We start from the raw sequence: 17,699 nt of genomic DNA on the forward strand, positions 1-17,699 counted from the left end.
CAACAAACTTTTTGCCGCAAACCCTATCTAACTTTTTGCTTCCTCTTTCAGGGAATAAATTGGTTTAAACCAACCTTTGCGCCAGAAGTAGAAAATCAAGCCTCCCGCTACGGCTAACATGACTAACCAGACCATGAAGTAACTCCATTCTCCTTTTAATTCTGGCATATTCTCGAAGTTCATGCCATAGACACCAACGATAAAAGTTAAGGGAATAAAAATCGTCGAAATTACGGTTAAAAACTTCATAATTTCGTTTAATTTATTGCCCATAGTGGACATATAAACATCCATCAAACTCGCCGCTAATTCTCGATAAGCTTCGATAATTTCCAGAATTTGAATGACGTGGTCGTAGGAATCCCGAAAATAAATTTGTACCTCATCGCTGACTATACCATGATGGTCACGCATCAGTAAATGTAGGACATTTCGCATCGGCCAAATTAAGCGACGCAGTGCCAATAATTCCCGACGGACATCATAGATTTCTTGCATTGTATCTCGATCGGGATTACTAATAATCGCATCTTCCAACGCTTCAATCCGATCTTCGTAGTGTTCTACCACGGGAAAATAACCATCGATAATCGTATCTAATAATAAATAGGTTAAATAATCCGCCCCCGATTTCCGTACTCGTCCCTGGGAAGTGCGAATTCGATCTCTGACTATCTCAAAACAGTCCTGTAATTCCTCCTCTTGAAAACTTAAAAGATAGCGTTTTCCCAAGACAAAACTCACCTGTTCCGTATCAAAACCGCTTTCATCTTCCTTCAGTCGCACCATCTGAGAAATCACTAACAATTGATTGTTATAATCTTCTAACTTGGGTCGCTGCGGCACATTAACCACATCTTCTAATAACAAAGGATGCAGATTAAAAATTTCTCCCACCTGTTTTAAAACCGTCTCACTCCCTAACCCTTGAATATCCATCCAAGACACGGTATTTGTGCCAATATAGGGGGCGCAAGCATTGGGGGTAATATCCACCTTACGAATGGCGTTATCTTCATCGTAGTCGATTAAAATAATCCGCGAGGGTTTGGCATCCGGTTCGATAATTAATGTCCCCGGTTCACTACCCGGTTCATCATAAAAATAATCGAAGTAGTCTTCTTCCTCGTCTCCATCGGTATCGGGACGGTTGTTAACGAATATATCAGGTTGTAGTTGGGTCATAAGCTTACAACAATCTGGCTAATTTGGGCAATAAGAAAACAGAAAAGTTAAAAAATTTAATTTGCCTAAAGTTACTATCTATCGCCATGAGATTACAGTAAACTGAAAATTGTTTACTGATTTATTCCCTCCTGATGATTGTCAACGATGAGATTAATCGGGAGAATTAGCAATATTGACGGCCAAAATTTATGGAATCCGCCTCTTTTATTCCCCGTCTAGTTATCCCCGTCGGTGATCCCGCCGGGATCGGCCCTGAAGTGGTGTTGAAAGCGATCGCCGATTCCCCAATCTCGTGCAGTTGTCAGATTACTCTAATCGGCACAAGAACGCTTCTCGAAAAAGCCTATCACGATCCCTATCTCCTCGATCGCTTTTCTCTGATCGATTTGCCCTACCATCAAGAAAAAATCGTTTTCGGGCGTGGGGATGCCCATAGTGGTGAAATTAGCTTTTTTTACCTGCAAGAAGCCATAAAACGCACCCTCAAGGGCGAATTTGACGGTATTGTCACCGGTCCGATTGCTAAATCCTGTTGGCAGTTGGCCGGTTATGATTTCCCTGGTCAAACGGAGGTTTTAGCTACCATGGCAGGAATTAACCGTTATGGGATGCTATTCGTCGCTAAATCCCCTCACACTGGCTATAACTTACGCACTCTCCTCGCCACTACCCATATCCCCCTGCGAGAAGTTCCCGATACTCTTAACCCCGATCTGATGACCCGAAAACTAGACCTATTGATCGAGTCTTTAAAGCTAGATTTCGGCATCGATCGCCCAAAAATCGCCATATCTGGCCTTAATCCCCACAGTGGCGAAGCGGGAAAACTGGGAAGGGAAGAAAAGGACTGGTTACAGCCTTGGCTGCAGTCAATGGGACAAAAATACCCACAAACCCAATTAATCGGCCTTGTCCCCCCCGATACGCTTTGGGTGGAACCGGGACGCGCTTGGTTTAGGGGTGCAGGGCAACCCGCCGACGCATATCTGGCATTATACCACGATCAGGGCCTAATTCCCGTCAAATTAATGGCTTTTGACTGTGCTGTTAATACTACCATCGGTTTACCTTTTGTTCGCACCTCTCCAGACCACGGGACGGCTTTTGATATCGCCGGTCTTGGCATCGCTAGACCCCAGAGTATGCAAGCGGCGATCCAATTAGCGATCGAATTATGTCAGCAGCGGGACAACCGGAGAACTAAACTAGAGATATAGCCCTCGATAGGAGACAATTGGGATATGGGTATCGCTTCAGTTAACCCTGCCACTGGAGAAATTCTCAAGACTTTTACCCCTCTAACCTCGGAGGAATTGGCGGCGAAATTGGCCCTAGCTGAGACAACTTTTCAGCAGTATCGCCAGATCCCCATCAGTCAACGAGGACAGTGGTTACGGCAAGCAGCGGATATTTTGGAACGGGATCAAGTGCTATTGGCTAAAACCATGACTCTAGAAATGGGGAAACCGATCAAATCAGCGATCGCAGAAGTCCTCAAATGTGCCTTGGTTTGTCGTTTTTATGCCGATAATGCCGGCGGTTATCTGGAAGATGTGTTGATTACCACCGATGCTAGTCGCAGTTTCGTCCGTTATCAACCGTTAGGGGTAATTTTAGCGGTTATGCCTTGGAATTTCCCCTTATGGCAAGTATTTCGCTTTGCTGCCCCCGCTTTAATGGCGGGAAATGTCGGCCTACTCAAACACGCTTCTAATGTTCCCCAATCAGCTTTAGCGGTGGAAAGAATTTTATTAGAAGCTGGTTTTCCCGAAGGCACTTTTCAAACTCTTTTGATCGGGGCCGATCGCGTTAGTGATTTAATTAACGATGAACGGGTAAAAGCTGCCACTTTAACCGGTAGTGAACCGGCGGGGATGAGTTTAGCAGCCGCCGCGGGAAAACAGATCAAAAAAGTGGTTTTGGAGTTGGGAGGTAGTGATCCTTTTATCGTTTTAGATAGTGCCGATATCGAGGCGGCAGCGGCTACGGCAGTGACGGCAAGATTGTTAAATAATGGTCAGACTTGTATCGCCGCTAAACGGTTTATTGTTATGGAAACTGTCGCCGATCAATTTGAACAGTTATTGGTGGCTAAATTCCAAGCTTTAAAAGTTGGTGATCCCCTCGATGAAACTGTTGATATCGGTCCTTTGGCCACGGCATCGATCGTCTCGGAAATTGCCGCCCAAGTTGAAAAAACCGTCGCTATGGGTGGTAAAGTCCTTGTGGGGGGTCAACGTTTAGAGGGAAAAGGTAACTTCTATCTACCAACGATTTTAACCGATATTCCCGCCGGTTCTCCGGGGGAAAAAGAGGAATTTTTTGGACCTGTGGCTTTACTATTTCGAGTCAAAAATATCGAAGAAGCGATCGCTTTAGCTAATGATAGTCCCTTTGGTTTGGGTTCTAGTGCTTGGACGAATAACCCCGCAGAAATTGAGCGTTTAATTACCGAAATTGAGGCCGGTTGTGTGTTTATTAACGGTATGGTTAAATCCGATCCTCGTTTACCCTTTGGGGGGATTAAACGTTCCGGTTTTGGTCGCGAATTAAGTGTGGAAGGTATTCGCGAATTTGTCAACGTTAAAACTGTTTGGATTAAGTAAATCAGTAGGGTGGGTTAGCAACGCGTAACCCACCACCATAACCAAAATCACTCACCATAATTATCGCTAGTTTACACTATCGAAGATCGCACCCTAGGGATTAAAAATATGCCGCGTATTATTGATAATATTGAGTCCCATTTATTGCCAATTTTACGCGAAAGTTTATTAGCATCCCAACGCGCTGATTTTTGTGTGGGTTATTTTAATTTGCGCGGTTGGCAGTCCATTGATACCTATATTGATCACTTTCTCGGTGGTGATTTGTCCTGTTGTCGTCTGCTGATTGGTATGCAGCAAGCACCCCAGGAATTACTACAGCAATCCCTGTCTTTATTGAAGCGCTCAAATGATATAGATAAGGCTACTTGCGCTCGTTTAAGAAAACAAATTGTTCAGGATTTTTGCCAACAATTAACTTGGGGGAATCCTAGCAATCGAGATCAGGCAGCTTTGCAACGTTTGGGAAAACAAATTCAATCGGGTAAGTTAGTAATTCGCTTATTTTTGGGCTATAATCTCCATGCTAAATTATACCTTATTCATCGACAGGATGTCAATAACCCAACGGTGGGATTTTTGGGTAGTAGTAATCTAACTTTTGCGGGATTACAACAGCAGGGAGAATTAAATATTGATGTCCTTGACCACGATGCTTGTGCCAAATTACAAAAGTGGTTTAATGATCGTTGGTTGGATGCTTGGTGTTGGGATATATCCTCGGATATTGTCAAGGTGATTAACGAAAGTTGGGCCAGGGAAAGTCTTATTCCCCCCTATCATATCTATTTAAAAATAGCCTACCATCTTTCCTTTGAAGCGAGAGCCGGTTTAGCGGAATACAAAATTCCCCGACAGTTTGACCAAGACTTACTAGATTTTCAGAAATCGGCCATTAAAATTGCCGCTCGTTATGTGCAAAGACGCGGTGGGGTATTAATTGGCGACGTGGTGGGGTTAGGAAAAACGCGCATCGCTTCCATTCTAGCATATATTTTGCAGGAAGACTACGATTTAGAAATCTTAATTATTTGTCCGAAAAATCTCCTAACCATGTGGGAGGATTACAGCTATAAATACAAATTAAGAGCGAAAATTATCCCCTTAAGTCAGGTTATACAGGAATTACCCAATCTGCGGCGCTATCGGGTAGTAATTATCGATGAAAGTCATAACCTACGCAATCGGGAGGGTAAACGTTATCGGGTGATACAGGAGTACATTAACACCAATGAAAGTCGCTGTATTCTCTTGACTGCGACTCCCTACAATAAAAACTATCTTGACCTGTCCAATCAACTGCGTTTATTCATTCAAGAGGATACTAATCTCGGAATTCGTCCCGAAAGACTACTAGAATCTCTGGGAGGAGAAATCGAATTTAATCGCAGATACCAATCTCCGGTTAGGTCTCTAGCAGCCTTTGAAAAAAGTGACTCTCCCGACGACTGGAGAGACTTAATGCGTCTCTATATGATTAGACGGACTCGCGGTTTTATCGAAAATAATTATGCTACAGAAGACGAACAGGGTCGTCGGTATCTAAAATTTGCTGATGGGTCGAGGGTTTATCTTCCCCAACGACAACTAAAGACAATCAAGTTTGACCTGCAAGACTCGGTTTATGCGCGTTTATATTCGGAAGCAGTGGTGATAACTCTCAACGGATTGAAGTTACCCCGTTACGGATTGGGAAATTATCTAATTAAAGGATGCCAAGGGACAGGAGAGGAAGAAACCATCTTAAAAAGTCTATCCCGTGCGGGTAAAGGATTAATGGGTTTTTGTCGGACGAATTTATTTAAACGTTTGGAGAGTGGAGGGTATGCTTTCCTGCAATCCCTTGACCGTCATATTCTCCGTAACTATATTTTCCTTCATGCCATGGCCAATAATTTACCCCTTCCCATCGGGAGTCAGGATCCAGCTTTGTTAGACACTCGTTATCTGGATGAGGATTTAGTCACTCAGGGAGAAGATGAAAGTATAGAAACCGAGGAGACTGGGGGGATAACCGGATTAGAAAAAGAGTATCAAAAAAGAGCCGAACAAGTGTATCAAAAGTATAGCGGTGATTATCGCAAGCGCTTTCAGTGGATTAACCCCGAGGTGTTTAAACCCGCATTGAAAAAAGACCTAAAATCCGATGCCTTGGCTTTAATAGCATTATTGCAAACCTGTGGGACCTGGCAGCCGGAGACCGACGAAAAGCTAGAGAAGTTATGGCAGCTGTTAGAGGAGAATCATCCCAGAGAAAAGGTGTTAATTTTTAGCCAATTTGCCGATACAGTCAGTTATTTAGTCACTCAGTTGCAAAATCGGGGAGTGGATAAGATTGCGGGAGTGACGGGAAACTCTGCTAATCCTGCGGAAATGGTCCATCGTTTTAGTCCCCGCAGTAATTCTCAGCAAGTGGGGGAAGAAATACGAGTCTTGGTTGCGACGGATATCCTTAGTGAAGGGTTAAATTTACAGGATTGTGCCATTATCGTTAATTATGACCTACCCTGGGCAATTATTCGCCTGATTCAACGGGCCGGAAGGGTAGATAGAATCGGTCAAAAAGCAAGTCAGATTCTCTGTTATTCCTTTTTACCTGCGGAGGGAGTGGAGAGAATTATTAAACTGCGGACGAGACTATCTCAAAGACTGCGAGAGAATGCGGACGTGGTGGGGACCGATGAGGTATTTTTTGAGGAGGAGATGGATAACCAGACTTTATTAGATCTGTATCATGAAAAATCTGAGGTTATCGATGAGGAGGAGGATCAAGAAGTGGATTTAACCTCGGAAGCGTATCAAATTTGGAAAAATGCGATCGAAGTTGACCCTAGTTTAAAACATACCATAGAGACTCTGCCGCCGGTGGTTTATTCTACCCGTTGCCATAGTGGGACAGCAACCCATCCGGAGGGAGTCATGGTTTATCTAAAAACTGCCGGGGGGAATGATGCTTTAGCATGGATTGATAAGCAGGGAAATAGTGTGACTCAATCCCAATTAACTATTTTACGGTCCGCTGCCTGTCATCCCCAAACCCCGGCCATTCCCCCCCATCCCCAACACCATCAGTTAGTACAAAAAGGTACAGAATTAATTGCGGAGGAGGAAAACAACTCCGGATCTAAATTGGGACGATTGACGGGAGCAAAATTTAAGACCTACGAGCGCTTAAAAAGGTATTCTCAAGATAGTAAGGATGATCTGTTTGCTCATGAGGATTTATGCAAGGCTCTCGACCAATTGTATCATTATCCCCTCAGACAGTCGGCTCTCGATCGCTTAAATCGTGGTTTAAGAACCGGCATCAGTGACCGACAATTGGCAGACTTACTGGTATCTTTATATAAAGATGACCGTCTCTGTATTGTTCACCCACAAGAATCCACCCAAGAACCTCAGATTATTTGTTCCTTGGGTTTATTTCAACCCTCTTAAGTCCCCCTTATCAAGGGGGATTTAGGGGTATCTAACCAATTCAAGGGGGATTTAGGGGGATCAAACCAATTCAAGTCCCCCAATTCAAGGGGGATTTAGGGGTATCTAAACCAATTCAAGTCCCCCTTATCAAGGGGGATTTAGGGGTATCTAAACCAATTCAAGTCCCCCTTATCAAGGGGGATTTAGGGGTATCTAAACCAATTCAAGTCCCCCTTATCAAGGGGGATTTAGGGGTATCTAAACCAATTCAAGTCCCCCTTATCAAGGGGGATTTAGGGGTATCTAAACCAATTCAAGTCCCCCTTATCAAGGGGGATTTAGGGGTATCTAAACCAATTCAAGTCCCCCTTATCAAGGGGGATTTAGGGGGATCAAACCAATTCAAGTCCCCCTTATCAAGGGGGATTTAGGGGTATCTAAACCAATTCAAGTCCCCCTTATCAAGGGGGATTTAGGGGTATCTAAACCAATTCAAGTCCCCCTTATCAAGGGGGATTTAGGGGGATCAAACCAATTCAAGTCCCCCTTATCAAGGGGGATTTAGGGGTATCTAAACCAATTCAAGTCCCCCTTATCAAGGGGGATTTAGGGGGATCAAACCAATTCAAGTCCCCCTTATCAAGGGGGATTTAGGGGGATCAAACCTTTTACTATATTAAATGTATCTCCAATCTCAGCGAAGCGAATTGGATTAGTTCATAATTTATCGATATTTATCCATTATGCCCCTCAACTTCTCCCGGACTCGTGACTTATTATCTAACTTCCAATTTGGGGAACTGTTTATCGAGGAATTGGGATGGTCTCATCCTCGCGCAAAAAAAACTGTTAGTATCACCGTTGACAACCAAGAATATCCCTGTCAACGGATTGCGGAAGTGTCCGGAGTAGCAGTATTAGAGGTGACAACTACCGATATACCCGATGCGAAACTTCGTCGGGACATTCACCAGCAAGTTATCGAAAGAATTGCCGAAAATCTGCTAATTTTCGTCGATGGGGGACGGACACGCAGTTTATGGTACTGGGTAAAAAGAGAGGGAAGTAAAAGTTATATCCGTGACCATCTTTATATAAAAGGACAACCGGGAGATTTATTTCTCGGTAAACTAGCGGAATTAGTCCTCGATATCACCGACTTTGAAGATGGGGAACCCTCCGTGGTGGAGGTGGCCCATCGCTTACAAAAAGGTTTCGATATCGAAAAGATTACCAAGAAATTTTATCAGGAATTTCAGCGAGAGCATTTACAGTTCCTCCCCTTTATCCAAGGAATCGATCGAGAAAGCGATCGAAAATGGTACACTTCGGTTATTCTCAATCGTTTAATGTTCGTCTATTTCCTGCAGCGCAAGGGATTTATCGATAACGACTTCAACTATCTGCAAAACCAATTACAAGCAAGTCAACGACGCGGGAAAAATTTATTTTATCGTCAGTTTCTGCAAACCCTCTTTTTCCAAGCATTCGCTCAACCGGAATCCCAACGAGATGAGACAGTAACTGCATTGGTGGGAAAAGTCAAATATCTTAACGGAGGATTATTTCTCCAACATCCCCTCGAAAATCTTTATCAAAACATTTATATTGATGACCAAGCATTTGAGAATATCCTCGATTTATTCTCCCGTTACTCTTGGAACCTTGACGACACTCCGGGGGGAAGCGATGACGAAATTAACCCCGATGTTTTGGGATATATCTTTGAAAAGTATATCAACCAAAAAGCTTTCGGTGCTTACTATACCCGTCCGGAGATTACTGAATATCTCTGTGATAGGACGATTAATAAATGGATTGTCGAGAGAAGCAATCAACATTATCCCCGCAAACAATTTGCCAGTATTTCTGAACTACTAATTAATCTCGATTCTCCCCTCTGTCAGCTTCTGATTGAAGATATTCTTCCCCAGCTTTCTATTTTAGACCCTGCCTGTGGTTCCGGTGCTTTTTTAGTGGCTGCGATGAAGACATTAATCGGAATTTATAGCGCGGTGATTGGGACAATTGAACTACGGGGAGACAGTAAATTAAAACAGTGGTTAACAGAGGTAAGAAAATCCCATCCCTCCCTCGGATATTACATCAAAAAAAGAATTATTTCCGATAATCTCTACGGTGTCGATATCATGGAGGAAGCAACGGAAATCGCAAAACTGCGTTTATTTCTCGCTTTAGTTGCTGCCGCACAATCGGTGACAGAATTGGAACCCTTACCGAATATTGATTTTAATATCATGTCGGGAAATTCCCTCATCGGGTTAATTCGCGTGGACGAAAAAAGTTTTAATCTCATGGGAGAGGAAAACATTCTGCAAACCCTCACCGCGCAAAATTATCAGGCAATTCTCGCAGAAAAAAACCGCAGTATTGAATTATACAAAGAACACGCTTTTCGGTTGGGAGAAGTAGAGGGAACCCCCCAAGAAAACCGTCTCCAGATGTTACGCAATCACATCGAGGATGTCAACCGCGAATCGGTGCAGAAATTAAACCAAATTCTCTTAGATGAGTTTAGCGGTAAGTTGTCAATTAAGTACGAATCCGCACAATTAACGGGAAAAGCAAAGAAACGTTTATTAACTCTTTCTGATATGCAGTCCCTGAAACCCTTCCACTGGGGTTATCACTTCGATAAACTGATTACAGAAAAAGGTGGTTTTGATGTGATTATCACCAATCCCCCTTGGGAAGTCTTTAAACCCCAAGCGAAAGAATTTTTTTCTCAGCATAGCGACTTGGTGACTAAAAATAAAATGGACATCAAGACGTTTGAAAAGGAACAGAAAAAACTGTTAACTAATCCCGAAATTGCTCAAGCATGGTTAGAATATCAAAGTCAATACCCCCACGTTAGTCTCTATTTTCGTTCCTCGGAACAATATAAAAATCAAATCTCTCTTGTCAATGGTAAAAAGCAAGGGACAGATATTAATCTCTATAAGCTTTTTGTTGAACAATGTTTTAATCTCCTCCATCCCCAGGGAGAATGTGGAATAGTTGTTCCCAGTGGAATTTATACCGATTTAGGAACCAAACAACTGCGAGAAATGTTATTTTCTCAGACAAACGTGACAGGATTATTTTGTTTTGAAAATCGTAAAACAATTTTTGAAGGTGTAGATAGTCGCTTTAAGTTTGTCATTCTAACTTTTGAGAAAAATAAACAAACTCTTTCCTTTCCTGTGGAATTTATGCGTCACGATGTTGAGGAATTACAACGTTTTCCCCATAAAGATAGTTTAGTAATTAGCGTCGATTTAATCCGCAAACTATCCCCCGATTCCCTCTCGGTGATGGAATTTAAACAAGATATAGATATTCATATCGCTGAAAAAATGTCTCGTTTTCCCCTGCTAGGGGAAACCCTTCCCGATACATGGAATCTCAAGTTAACTCGCGAATTTGATATGACTAATGATAGTCATTTATTTAAAACTGAACCCGCAAAGGGAAGACTACCCCTCTACGAAGGAAAAATGATTCATCAATTCACCCATCGGTATGCTTTACCGAAATACTGGTTAGATGAAAAGGAAGCAAGACAAGCTTTATTAAAACGCGGTGAAGTCGATAAAGGTCAAATCTTGGACTATCAAACCTATCGTTTAGGATTTCGTGATGTTGCTAGAAATACGGATATTAGAACTATGATAGCTACAATTTTACCTCCTAATTCATTTTGTGGCAATACAATAAGTTTAGAAAAAAATGAGAAGCAAGTAGCTATAAGTTTAAAAGAAAAATGTTATCTATTATCCATTTTTAATAGTTTTGTTTTTGATAGAAGCATCAGAGATAAAGTGACATCTCATTTATCATTCTTTTATGTTTATCAGAACCCTATCCCCCGATTAAAAGAGGGAGATAAATACTTTCAGGAGATAGTAGAAAATGCGGCAAAATTGATTTGTACTACAGAAGAATTTGAGCAATTAGCGAAAGAAGTGGGGATAGGCTCCCATAAAAATGGAGTAACAGAAGAAGCAGAAAGAATGGCAATTAGAGCGAAATTAGATGCAATAATTGCCCACTTGTATGAATTAACCCTAACAGAATTTCAACATATATTAACTACCTTTCCCCTCGTCCCCGAAAGCGTCAAAACTGCCACCCTCAAAGCTTATCAAACCCTGTAGGGGAATTATGAATGATGAAGTGGGGAAATTGAACTAAAACCCCATAAACCCCCAAAGGGTAGGGTTGATTCATGAATCAACCCTACATTACTTAACGAGTACGGAGGGAGTCGAACCCCCGACACCCAGGACCGGAACCTGGTGCTCTATCCTCTGAGCTACGTACCCACGATAAAATACTATTACATTATACCACTAGCCGGCGCAGTAGAGCAGAAATTTCCCATGACTAGCGATCGCTCTTTAAAATTACTTATCAGTAACGATGACGGTATTTCCGCGCTAGGAGTCCGCACCCTTGCCAACACCCTCGCTGCCGCCGGTCATCAAGTCACCGTAGTTTGTCCCGACGGCGAGCGCTCTGCCACCGGTCATGGCTTAACCTTACACCATCCCATCCGGGCCGAACAGGTGGAAGGAATTTTTCATCCCGAGGTGATTGCCTGGTCCTGCTCGGGAACTCCCGCCGATTCGGTAAAATTTGCCCTTAGTGCCGTCCTCAAAGAGCGTCCCGATTTAGTTTTAGCCGGCATTAACCACGGGTCTAATCTCGGCACTGATATCCTCTATTCTGGCACGGTTTCCGCGGCCATGGAGGGATTAATCGAAGGTATTCCCAGTATTGCTGTTAGTCTGGCCAGTTTTAAAGCTTGTGATTTCCAACCGGCTGCGGATTTTGCCCTCACGTTAGTCAGGAAAGTTACCCTTAACCCTTTTCCTGTTCCCACTTTACTCAATGTCAACGTCCCTCCGGTTAGTAGTGGCGAAATCAAGGGAGTGAAAATCACTAGGCAGGGATTGCGACGCTACGAGGAAACCTTCGAGAAAAGACTGGACCCCAGGGGTAAAAGTTATTACTGGTTAATTGGGGAAGTGGTGGAAGATATCGAACAACCGGACTACAGCCATTTACCCCCGGAAGTGCCTACGGATGTACGCGCTATTGGCGAGAATTTTATCACCATCACGCCCCTACAATACAATTTAACTGATGTACAGGGTTTTCAACATTTGCACCGGAATTCTTGGCTTGATTGAGGAGCATCTCATGATATTCTGATTCAATCATTAGCGTTTGAGAGCCTATGTCCCCTCAATTTAATTTTCAAGAAAACGAACTCGAAGAAGCGGATGTCATAACCCTCTGGGATGAGCAAGGTCGATCACTAGACTGTTATATTGAGAATGCCTATGAAACCGATGACCTTACCTATATGCTTCTTGTCCCCGTGGATACCCCGGTGATGATTCTAGCTTGGGACGAGGAATCGGAGGAAGAAGAATCTGATGCCTTCTTAATCGAAGATAGCGAGGAAATCGAGCGGGTTTTTGCCGATGCTAAGGCAGTTTTAGCAGAATTAGACCTATTGCTCAAACCCACTGCTCACACTTTAACCGTTAGTGGTGAATTGCCTCCCCTGGAAGAAGATAATGTTCTCAGTTTAGAAATCGATAGCGATGCTCCTTCCTCGTCATCAGAGCCGGAAGAATTGCAATTTCTCGCCAGTTTCTTTTCCGAAGACCAAAAATACTCGATTTACAGTCCCCTTGCTCCTTTGTTATTCTTAGCTGTCGGTGATGCGGAAGGGAAGGTTGAATTAGTTTCCCCCGATGATGACGGTATGGGACCAATTCTAGAGGAACTTTTGTTTGATGAACTCGATTAATTACTTGATTTTACCAAATCCGCCGGGCAAAATTATTGATAAATCTAGTCACAGTATATCTTTCGGGATTTCATCATCATTGCGATTAACACGGATTTGGTATTCTTTCTTTAAATTACGGCGTTTATCATAAAGATGAAGTATAACCTAACTTGGTATTAACGACCGGCTCCTGTCTCCCGAAAATAAAAACCTTATACCTCACTATTAAGATAAATGCTATCTCACCACAACTAGGGGAGAGCTTTAAAGATTAGCTATTTTTCTGGTGATAGTGAGGATGAAAGGTTTCCAAGCAAGACTGATTAAATAACCCAATCCTGCCACTAAAATAATTGTCGCCCCCGAGGTGAGATTTAAACTATAGGATAACCATAAACCAACCAAAGTAAAGACAATTCCTAAGATAATCGCTAGGAGCATCATTGCCTTCATATTTTTAACAAATTGTCCACTGATAGCCGCAGGAATAGTTAACAAAGCAATTACCATAATTAATCCCACCACCTGCATTACTGCCACAATAGTTAAAGCGGTTATTCCCATTAAACCTAAATAAATTATCTCCACGGGAATATTACGAATAATCGCAAAAGTTTCATCAAAAGATATGGCTAACAACTCCTTATAAAAGATACTAACTAAGGTTATAATTAATATATCTATGCCCGCCATTATCCATAAATCATCCCTCGGTACAGTTAAAATACTACCAAAAAGATAACTCATTAAATCAGCTTTATACCCGGGGGTTAAATCAATAAAAATTACCCCAATCGCCATACCAATCGCCCACATCACCCCGATTAAAGTATCGGCTCTCTCGCGGATGCGACGCTGTAAAAACCCCATGCCTAAAGCCGAAAAAAAGGTAAAAAATATCGCCCCCACCAGAGGATTAATACCAAAAAAATAACCGATTCCTATCCCTCCATAGGCAGCATGAGCGATTCCCCCACTGATAAAAACCACGCGATTAACTACTACCAAAGTACCCACAATCCCACAGGCAATACTAACTAATATTCCTGCGGCAATCGCATGGCGCATAAAATCAAATTGTAAAGCCTCTAGCATAGGGTGTGGGGTGTGGGGTGTGGGGAGCTTTTTCAGTAAACAGTAAACTCAAAACTCACATCTGATAACTGATAACTGATAACTGATTATTGATAACTTTCAATTACTTGACGAAAATCGCTTTTTTGTTTGACTCCGCGCATTTCCTTGACTAATTCCCGGTCCTTAAAGAATTGTACCGTGGGAGTTCCAGTTACTTGACCCATTTTGGCAATTTCTGGGTCAGCTTCGATGTCAATTTCCACAAAATAAATTTTGCCATCGTACTCATCGACCACTTTATCTAAAATCGGTTTCAGGGTTTTACAGGGGCCACAGGTGGGAGAAACATATTTTACCATTAACAAGCGATCGCCGTCGTGGAATAATTTCCGCAAAGCATAACCCCCAACGTGACGGGTTTTGTGAATATCAAAAGTTTCCTCCGTATCGGCCGGGGTTTCGCTAACGGTTTTCGTCTCGTAATGTTCAGAAGTGGCTGATTGACGGTATTCTTGGATTAAATTATGCTCCGATAACCATCTTTCTGCCAATAACGCCGCCATACACCCCGTACCTGCGGCAGTGATGGCCTGACGGTATTCGTGGTCCTGCACATCTCCGGCGGCAAAAACCCCCTCGACGCTGGTAGCAACAGTCCCCGGTTTGACTTTCACATAACCCACCTCGTCTAATTCTAGTTGTCCTTGGAATAGGGAAGTATTGGGAGTGTGACCGATGGCATAAAATAACCCTCTAACGGCTAATTCGCTGATTTCTCCCGTTTGCGAGTTTTTAATGCGTAGTCCTGCCATTTTACTGCCTGTACCGAATACATCCAGTGCTTGGGTGTGAAAATGAACAGTAACTTTCGGATTATTTAACACCCGGTCCTGCATTGCTTTCGAGGCACGCATCGCTTCCCCGCGAATTAATAAATGGACGTGAGAGCCGTATTTAGTTAAATATACGGCTTCTTCGGCTGCGGAGTCACCGCCACCAATGACGGCCAGGTTTTCCTCTCTAAATATCGGTGTAGCACCGTCACAGATAGCACAAGCGGAAATGCCGTTACTCCAGAATTGGGCCTCGCTGGGTAATCCTAAGCGTTTGGCAGTGGCTCCTGTGGCGATAATAATACTATTGGCCTTAACTTCCCGGTCCGTGGAACGAATGGTAAAAGGACGCTGACTTAAATCCACCGAGATAACATCTTCGGTATAGCATTGGGTCCCCCATCTTTCGGCCTGTTCCTTCATTCTTTCCATTAGCTTCGGACCGGTGATTCCTTCGGGAAAACCGGGGAAATTTTCTACTTCTGTGGTGGTCATCAATTGTCCCCCCGGAATGCCTCCCGCTTGGAAACCCTCGAACATCAAGGGTTTTAAGTTCGCACGCGCCGCATAAATCGCCGCCGTATATCCCGCCGGTCCCGAACCAATAATGACTAAATTCTCGACAGTCATAACCGTAAATGCAACTCATAACGACTACGCTTTTTAGTATAGCAGCATCAGTTATCAGTTATCAGTTATCAGTTATCAGTGTCATATTCCTCGTCACCGACTTTACCAGTGGGTGAAGTCTGCCGCAAATTGAGATAGGGATAACAGTTTAATACGGGTATCTTGAGCGACTTTTTGGCGCATTTGGGCGGTATTATAGCCCCAATCGGCTAAATATAAGCCCACGTCGTTTAAATCTGCTTGTTGCTGCACTAATTCCAAAGCATCGAGACGATCCTCGACAAACCACAAATTAGCGGGAGATTCTGGTAAATCAGCCAGTATTTGCTGAATAGTCAGGTATTTCGGCTGTTTAATTTCCTTGCCAATTAATCTCGCTGCCGGAAAATTAATTGCTACTTTTTGTAACAATTGCTTGACAAAACGACTTTCTTTTGTAGTGATGATATAAACCAAAAAATCCGAGTCTAAAAGAGAGGCCAGGCGATCAATCGCGGGTTGATAAAATTGATGTAAGGCTAACCAAGACTCTAGATCCGACTCAATCCATTGATCCCTAAGACCATCGAGAGCATTTGAGAGAACTTTTTTCGCTATTTTATCCCTTTCTAGCAGATTTTGAGCAATTGACGGCCAATTATTTAAAGCTTCCTCGTCAGGAATACCGAGAACGAGCGATCGCAACAGTAAAGGCATTTCCCAACCGGTTTCGATAACGGGACGAAGTTGCGAAAACCTCGGGAAAAAATCCTCGGGAATTATTTCCGGCCAAAGGGTTTCATAGGTGCGTTTGCTAATCTGAAAATACTCGATCATGCCATCACAAAGAACACCATCAAAATCCAGTGCTAGAATACGGGGGGATTGACTCATAAATGCTGGTTTAATCTCAATAATGGCAGTATAGCGCAGCTATTAGCTATTCTTTGCTTCATCGTTGACATAACATAGCTGTCTGATGATTTCGGTGACAGAATTTTTCAGTCCCTCTACATGAATCCAGCCCACATATACAGCATATACAATATTTTGATGATTGTCCTGTATATAAACATGATGGACACGATATAAATCTGAGCTTAAATAAATATAACCACTGGCATCTTTAAATTTACCTTCTAGTAATATTTTTTCTTTTAAAGGTTTCATTTTTGCCAGATCTTTAGTCACTCCAGATATTTTAGCTATTCTTTCTATGGCAAGCTCAACACAGGTGTTATCACTGTAACTATTGCCATGATTATAATCGTGCTGATCAAAATAAATTGTCTCTACGATATTTTTGGCCACTTTATCTGATGTTAGGTAATAGGTATGAGCATTAAGGGAATTCAATACTACGGCAGCAATTTCTACAGAATCAAAAATATTGCCAGTCGCTTCTAGATAATAATCGCTCATTAAAATCTTGGATACATCGGTTATAGAATCAAAAAGAGGACGAATTGGATAAGCGATAATATCGGAGGAATTGATCAGATTATTCCAGAGCAAACGCTGGCCTTGATGCTGGGTAATAAATTTTTCAATTTGATTAGCATCAATGCCTAGAGTTAGATTTAAAAATGGGATCGGTGAACCCATTGTTGTTACACTAGATAGGGAAAGTTTGCCCCGCTCTTTACCGATAAGATCACGAATTTCATAAGCGGGATCCTTCGGGTCAAAACGCTCAGAAAATAACAGATCCCAAAGGATTACAGTACCCAAAGAATGGGCAACTATATGTAATTCGGTTTCCCGGGGATAAGCTTGAATAAGATCGATTAATTGATCGGCAATAATGCGGCGAATTTGTTTTCCTCGATCGCTGCCTAAATAGGTAAATGCGTCACCGATAAAATAAGATAAATACTCTTTTCTAAAATTTTGATAGCGAAAGGATTGCTCGGGGTTAAAATTACTATTTTTCTGTTTTTGTGTCTGTAATTCTTGGTCTATATCTCGCCATAATTTTTCGGTTCCTTTGAGAACATTTCCCCAAAATCCTGCATAACAGTAGGGAATAATCTGATTTTTGCGTTTACATTCTTCTTCAATTAGTTTAATTAATTTATTGGCATAACTAGCGTCTCTTGTGGCCACTCCATGAATAAAGTAAATCAGCATAATAGATTTATCTCAATAACCGTTGAT

At 42.5% G+C, this 17,699-nt stretch carries 11 protein-coding genes and 1 tRNA gene; 6 read left to right on the plus strand and 6 right to left on the minus strand.

The annotated features are described in order from the left end of the window. Nucleotides 1-27: 27 nt before the first annotated feature. Nucleotides 28-1,185, minus strand: coding sequence for a magnesium/cobalt transporter CorA (corA, locus tag myaer_RS05530; RefSeq protein ID WP_046661313.1), 1,158 nt, complete (start codon nucleotides 1,183-1,185; stop codon nucleotides 28-30). Nucleotides 1,186-1,376: 191 nt separating this feature from the next. On the opposite strand from corA, the gene pdxA reads away from it, so the two are divergent. The 4 genes from pdxA to myaer_RS05550 all read left to right on the plus strand — a co-directional run bounded on the left by pdxA (nucleotide 1,377) and on the right by myaer_RS05550 (nucleotide 11,374). Beyond that, nucleotides 1,377-2,405: a 4-hydroxythreonine-4-phosphate dehydrogenase PdxA gene (gene pdxA, locus myaer_RS05535; RefSeq protein WP_046661314.1), complete on the plus strand. Its 1,029-nt coding sequence runs from the start codon at nucleotides 1,377-1,379 to the stop codon at nucleotides 2,403-2,405. 24 nt (nucleotides 2,406-2,429) lie between these two features. After that, nucleotides 2,430-3,794 (plus strand): NAD-dependent succinate-semialdehyde dehydrogenase, encoded by a 1,365-nt coding sequence (locus tag myaer_RS05540; RefSeq protein ID WP_046661315.1) that lies wholly within the window; start codon nucleotides 2,430-2,432, stop codon nucleotides 3,792-3,794. A gap of 108 nt (nucleotides 3,795-3,902) precedes the next feature. Beyond that, entirely contained in the window at nucleotides 3,903-7,232 is a 3,330-nt protein-coding gene (locus myaer_RS05545; protein ID WP_046661316.1) for a helicase-related protein, read from the plus strand. Nucleotides 7,233-7,957: 725 nt separating this feature from the next. After that, nucleotides 7,958-11,374: an Eco57I restriction-modification methylase domain-containing protein gene (locus myaer_RS05550; protein ID WP_046661317.1), complete on the plus strand. Its 3,417-nt coding sequence runs from the start codon at nucleotides 7,958-7,960 to the stop codon at nucleotides 11,372-11,374. Between the two features lie 95 nt (nucleotides 11,375-11,469). Here the strand turns inward: myaer_RS05550 and myaer_RS05555 are convergent. Continuing rightward, nucleotides 11,470-11,542 (minus strand) — tRNA-Arg (locus myaer_RS05555). 57 nt (nucleotides 11,543-11,599) lie between these two features. Between myaer_RS05555 and surE the strand changes: the two genes are divergently transcribed. Beyond that, on the plus strand, nucleotides 11,600-12,412 hold the full coding sequence (surE, locus tag myaer_RS05560; protein WP_046661318.1) for a 5'/3'-nucleotidase SurE: 813 nt from the start codon (nucleotides 11,600-11,602) through the stop codon (nucleotides 12,410-12,412). Nucleotides 12,413-12,459: 47 nt separating this feature from the next. Next, nucleotides 12,460-13,041 carry a DUF3727 domain-containing protein gene (locus tag myaer_RS05565; protein ID WP_046661319.1) on the plus strand — a complete coding sequence of 194 codons (582 nt, stop codon included), beginning with the start codon at nucleotides 12,460-12,462 and terminating at the stop codon, nucleotides 13,039-13,041. Nucleotides 13,042-13,287: 246 nt separating this feature from the next. Here the strand turns inward: myaer_RS05565 and myaer_RS05570 are convergent, their stop codons facing one another. The 4 genes from myaer_RS05570 to myaer_RS05585 form a co-directional block, all read right to left on the minus strand. Continuing rightward, nucleotides 13,288-14,118: a metal ABC transporter permease gene (locus myaer_RS05570; protein WP_046661320.1), complete on the minus strand. Its 831-nt coding sequence runs from the start codon at nucleotides 14,116-14,118 to the stop codon at nucleotides 13,288-13,290. A gap of 86 nt (nucleotides 14,119-14,204) precedes the next feature. After that, on the minus strand, nucleotides 14,205-15,563 hold the full coding sequence (gene trxB / locus myaer_RS05575; RefSeq protein WP_046661321.1) for a thioredoxin-disulfide reductase: 1,359 nt from the start codon (nucleotides 15,561-15,563) through the stop codon (nucleotides 14,205-14,207). Nucleotides 15,564-15,665: 102 nt separating this feature from the next. Further along, nucleotides 15,666-16,436, minus strand: a complete 771-nt coding sequence (locus tag myaer_RS05580) for an HAD family hydrolase (RefSeq protein ID WP_046661322.1) — start codon at nucleotides 16,434-16,436, stop codon at nucleotides 15,666-15,668. 42 nt (nucleotides 16,437-16,478) lie between these two features. Then, nucleotides 16,479-17,672, minus strand: a complete 1,194-nt coding sequence (locus tag myaer_RS05585; RefSeq protein ID WP_046661324.1) for a hypothetical protein — start codon at nucleotides 17,670-17,672, stop codon at nucleotides 16,479-16,481. Nucleotides 17,673-17,699: the final 27 nt, after the last annotated feature.

The organism is Microcystis aeruginosa NIES-2549, assembly GCF_000981785.2.
GTDB lineage: Bacteria > Cyanobacteriota > Cyanobacteriia > Cyanobacteriales > Microcystaceae > Microcystis > Microcystis aeruginosa_C.

Bases quoted from the DNA above. Each gene is read 5' to 3' on its own strand.
- trxB (WP_046661321.1), bottom strand. From the start codon at position 15,563: ATGACTGTCGAGAATTTAGTCATTATTGGTTCGGGACCGGCGGGATAT.
- myaer_RS05565 (WP_046661319.1), top strand. From the start codon at position 12,460: ATGTCCCCTCAATTTAATTTTCAAGAAAACGAACTCGAAGAAGCGGAT.
- surE (WP_046661318.1), top strand. From the start codon at position 11,600: ATGACTAGCGATCGCTCTTTAAAATTACTTATCAGTAACGATGACGGT.
- myaer_RS05550 (WP_046661317.1), top strand. From the start codon at position 7,958: ATGCCCCTCAACTTCTCCCGGACTCGTGACTTATTATCTAACTTCCAA.
- myaer_RS05570 (WP_046661320.1), bottom strand. From the start codon at position 14,118: ATGCTAGAGGCTTTACAATTTGATTTTATGCGCCATGCGATTGCCGCA.
- myaer_RS05545 (WP_046661316.1), top strand. From the start codon at position 3,903: ATGCCGCGTATTATTGATAATATTGAGTCCCATTTATTGCCAATTTTA.
- pdxA (WP_046661314.1), top strand. From the start codon at position 1,377: ATGGAATCCGCCTCTTTTATTCCCCGTCTAGTTATCCCCGTCGGTGAT.
- myaer_RS05540 (WP_046661315.1), top strand. From the start codon at position 2,430: ATGGGTATCGCTTCAGTTAACCCTGCCACTGGAGAAATTCTCAAGACT.
- corA (WP_046661313.1), bottom strand. From the start codon at position 1,185: ATGACCCAACTACAACCTGATATATTCGTTAACAACCGTCCCGATACC.
- myaer_RS05585 (WP_046661324.1), bottom strand. From the start codon at position 17,672: ATGCTGATTTACTTTATTCATGGAGTGGCCACAAGAGACGCTAGTTAT.
- myaer_RS05580 (WP_046661322.1), bottom strand. From the start codon at position 16,436: ATGAGTCAATCCCCCCGTATTCTAGCACTGGATTTTGATGGTGTTCTT.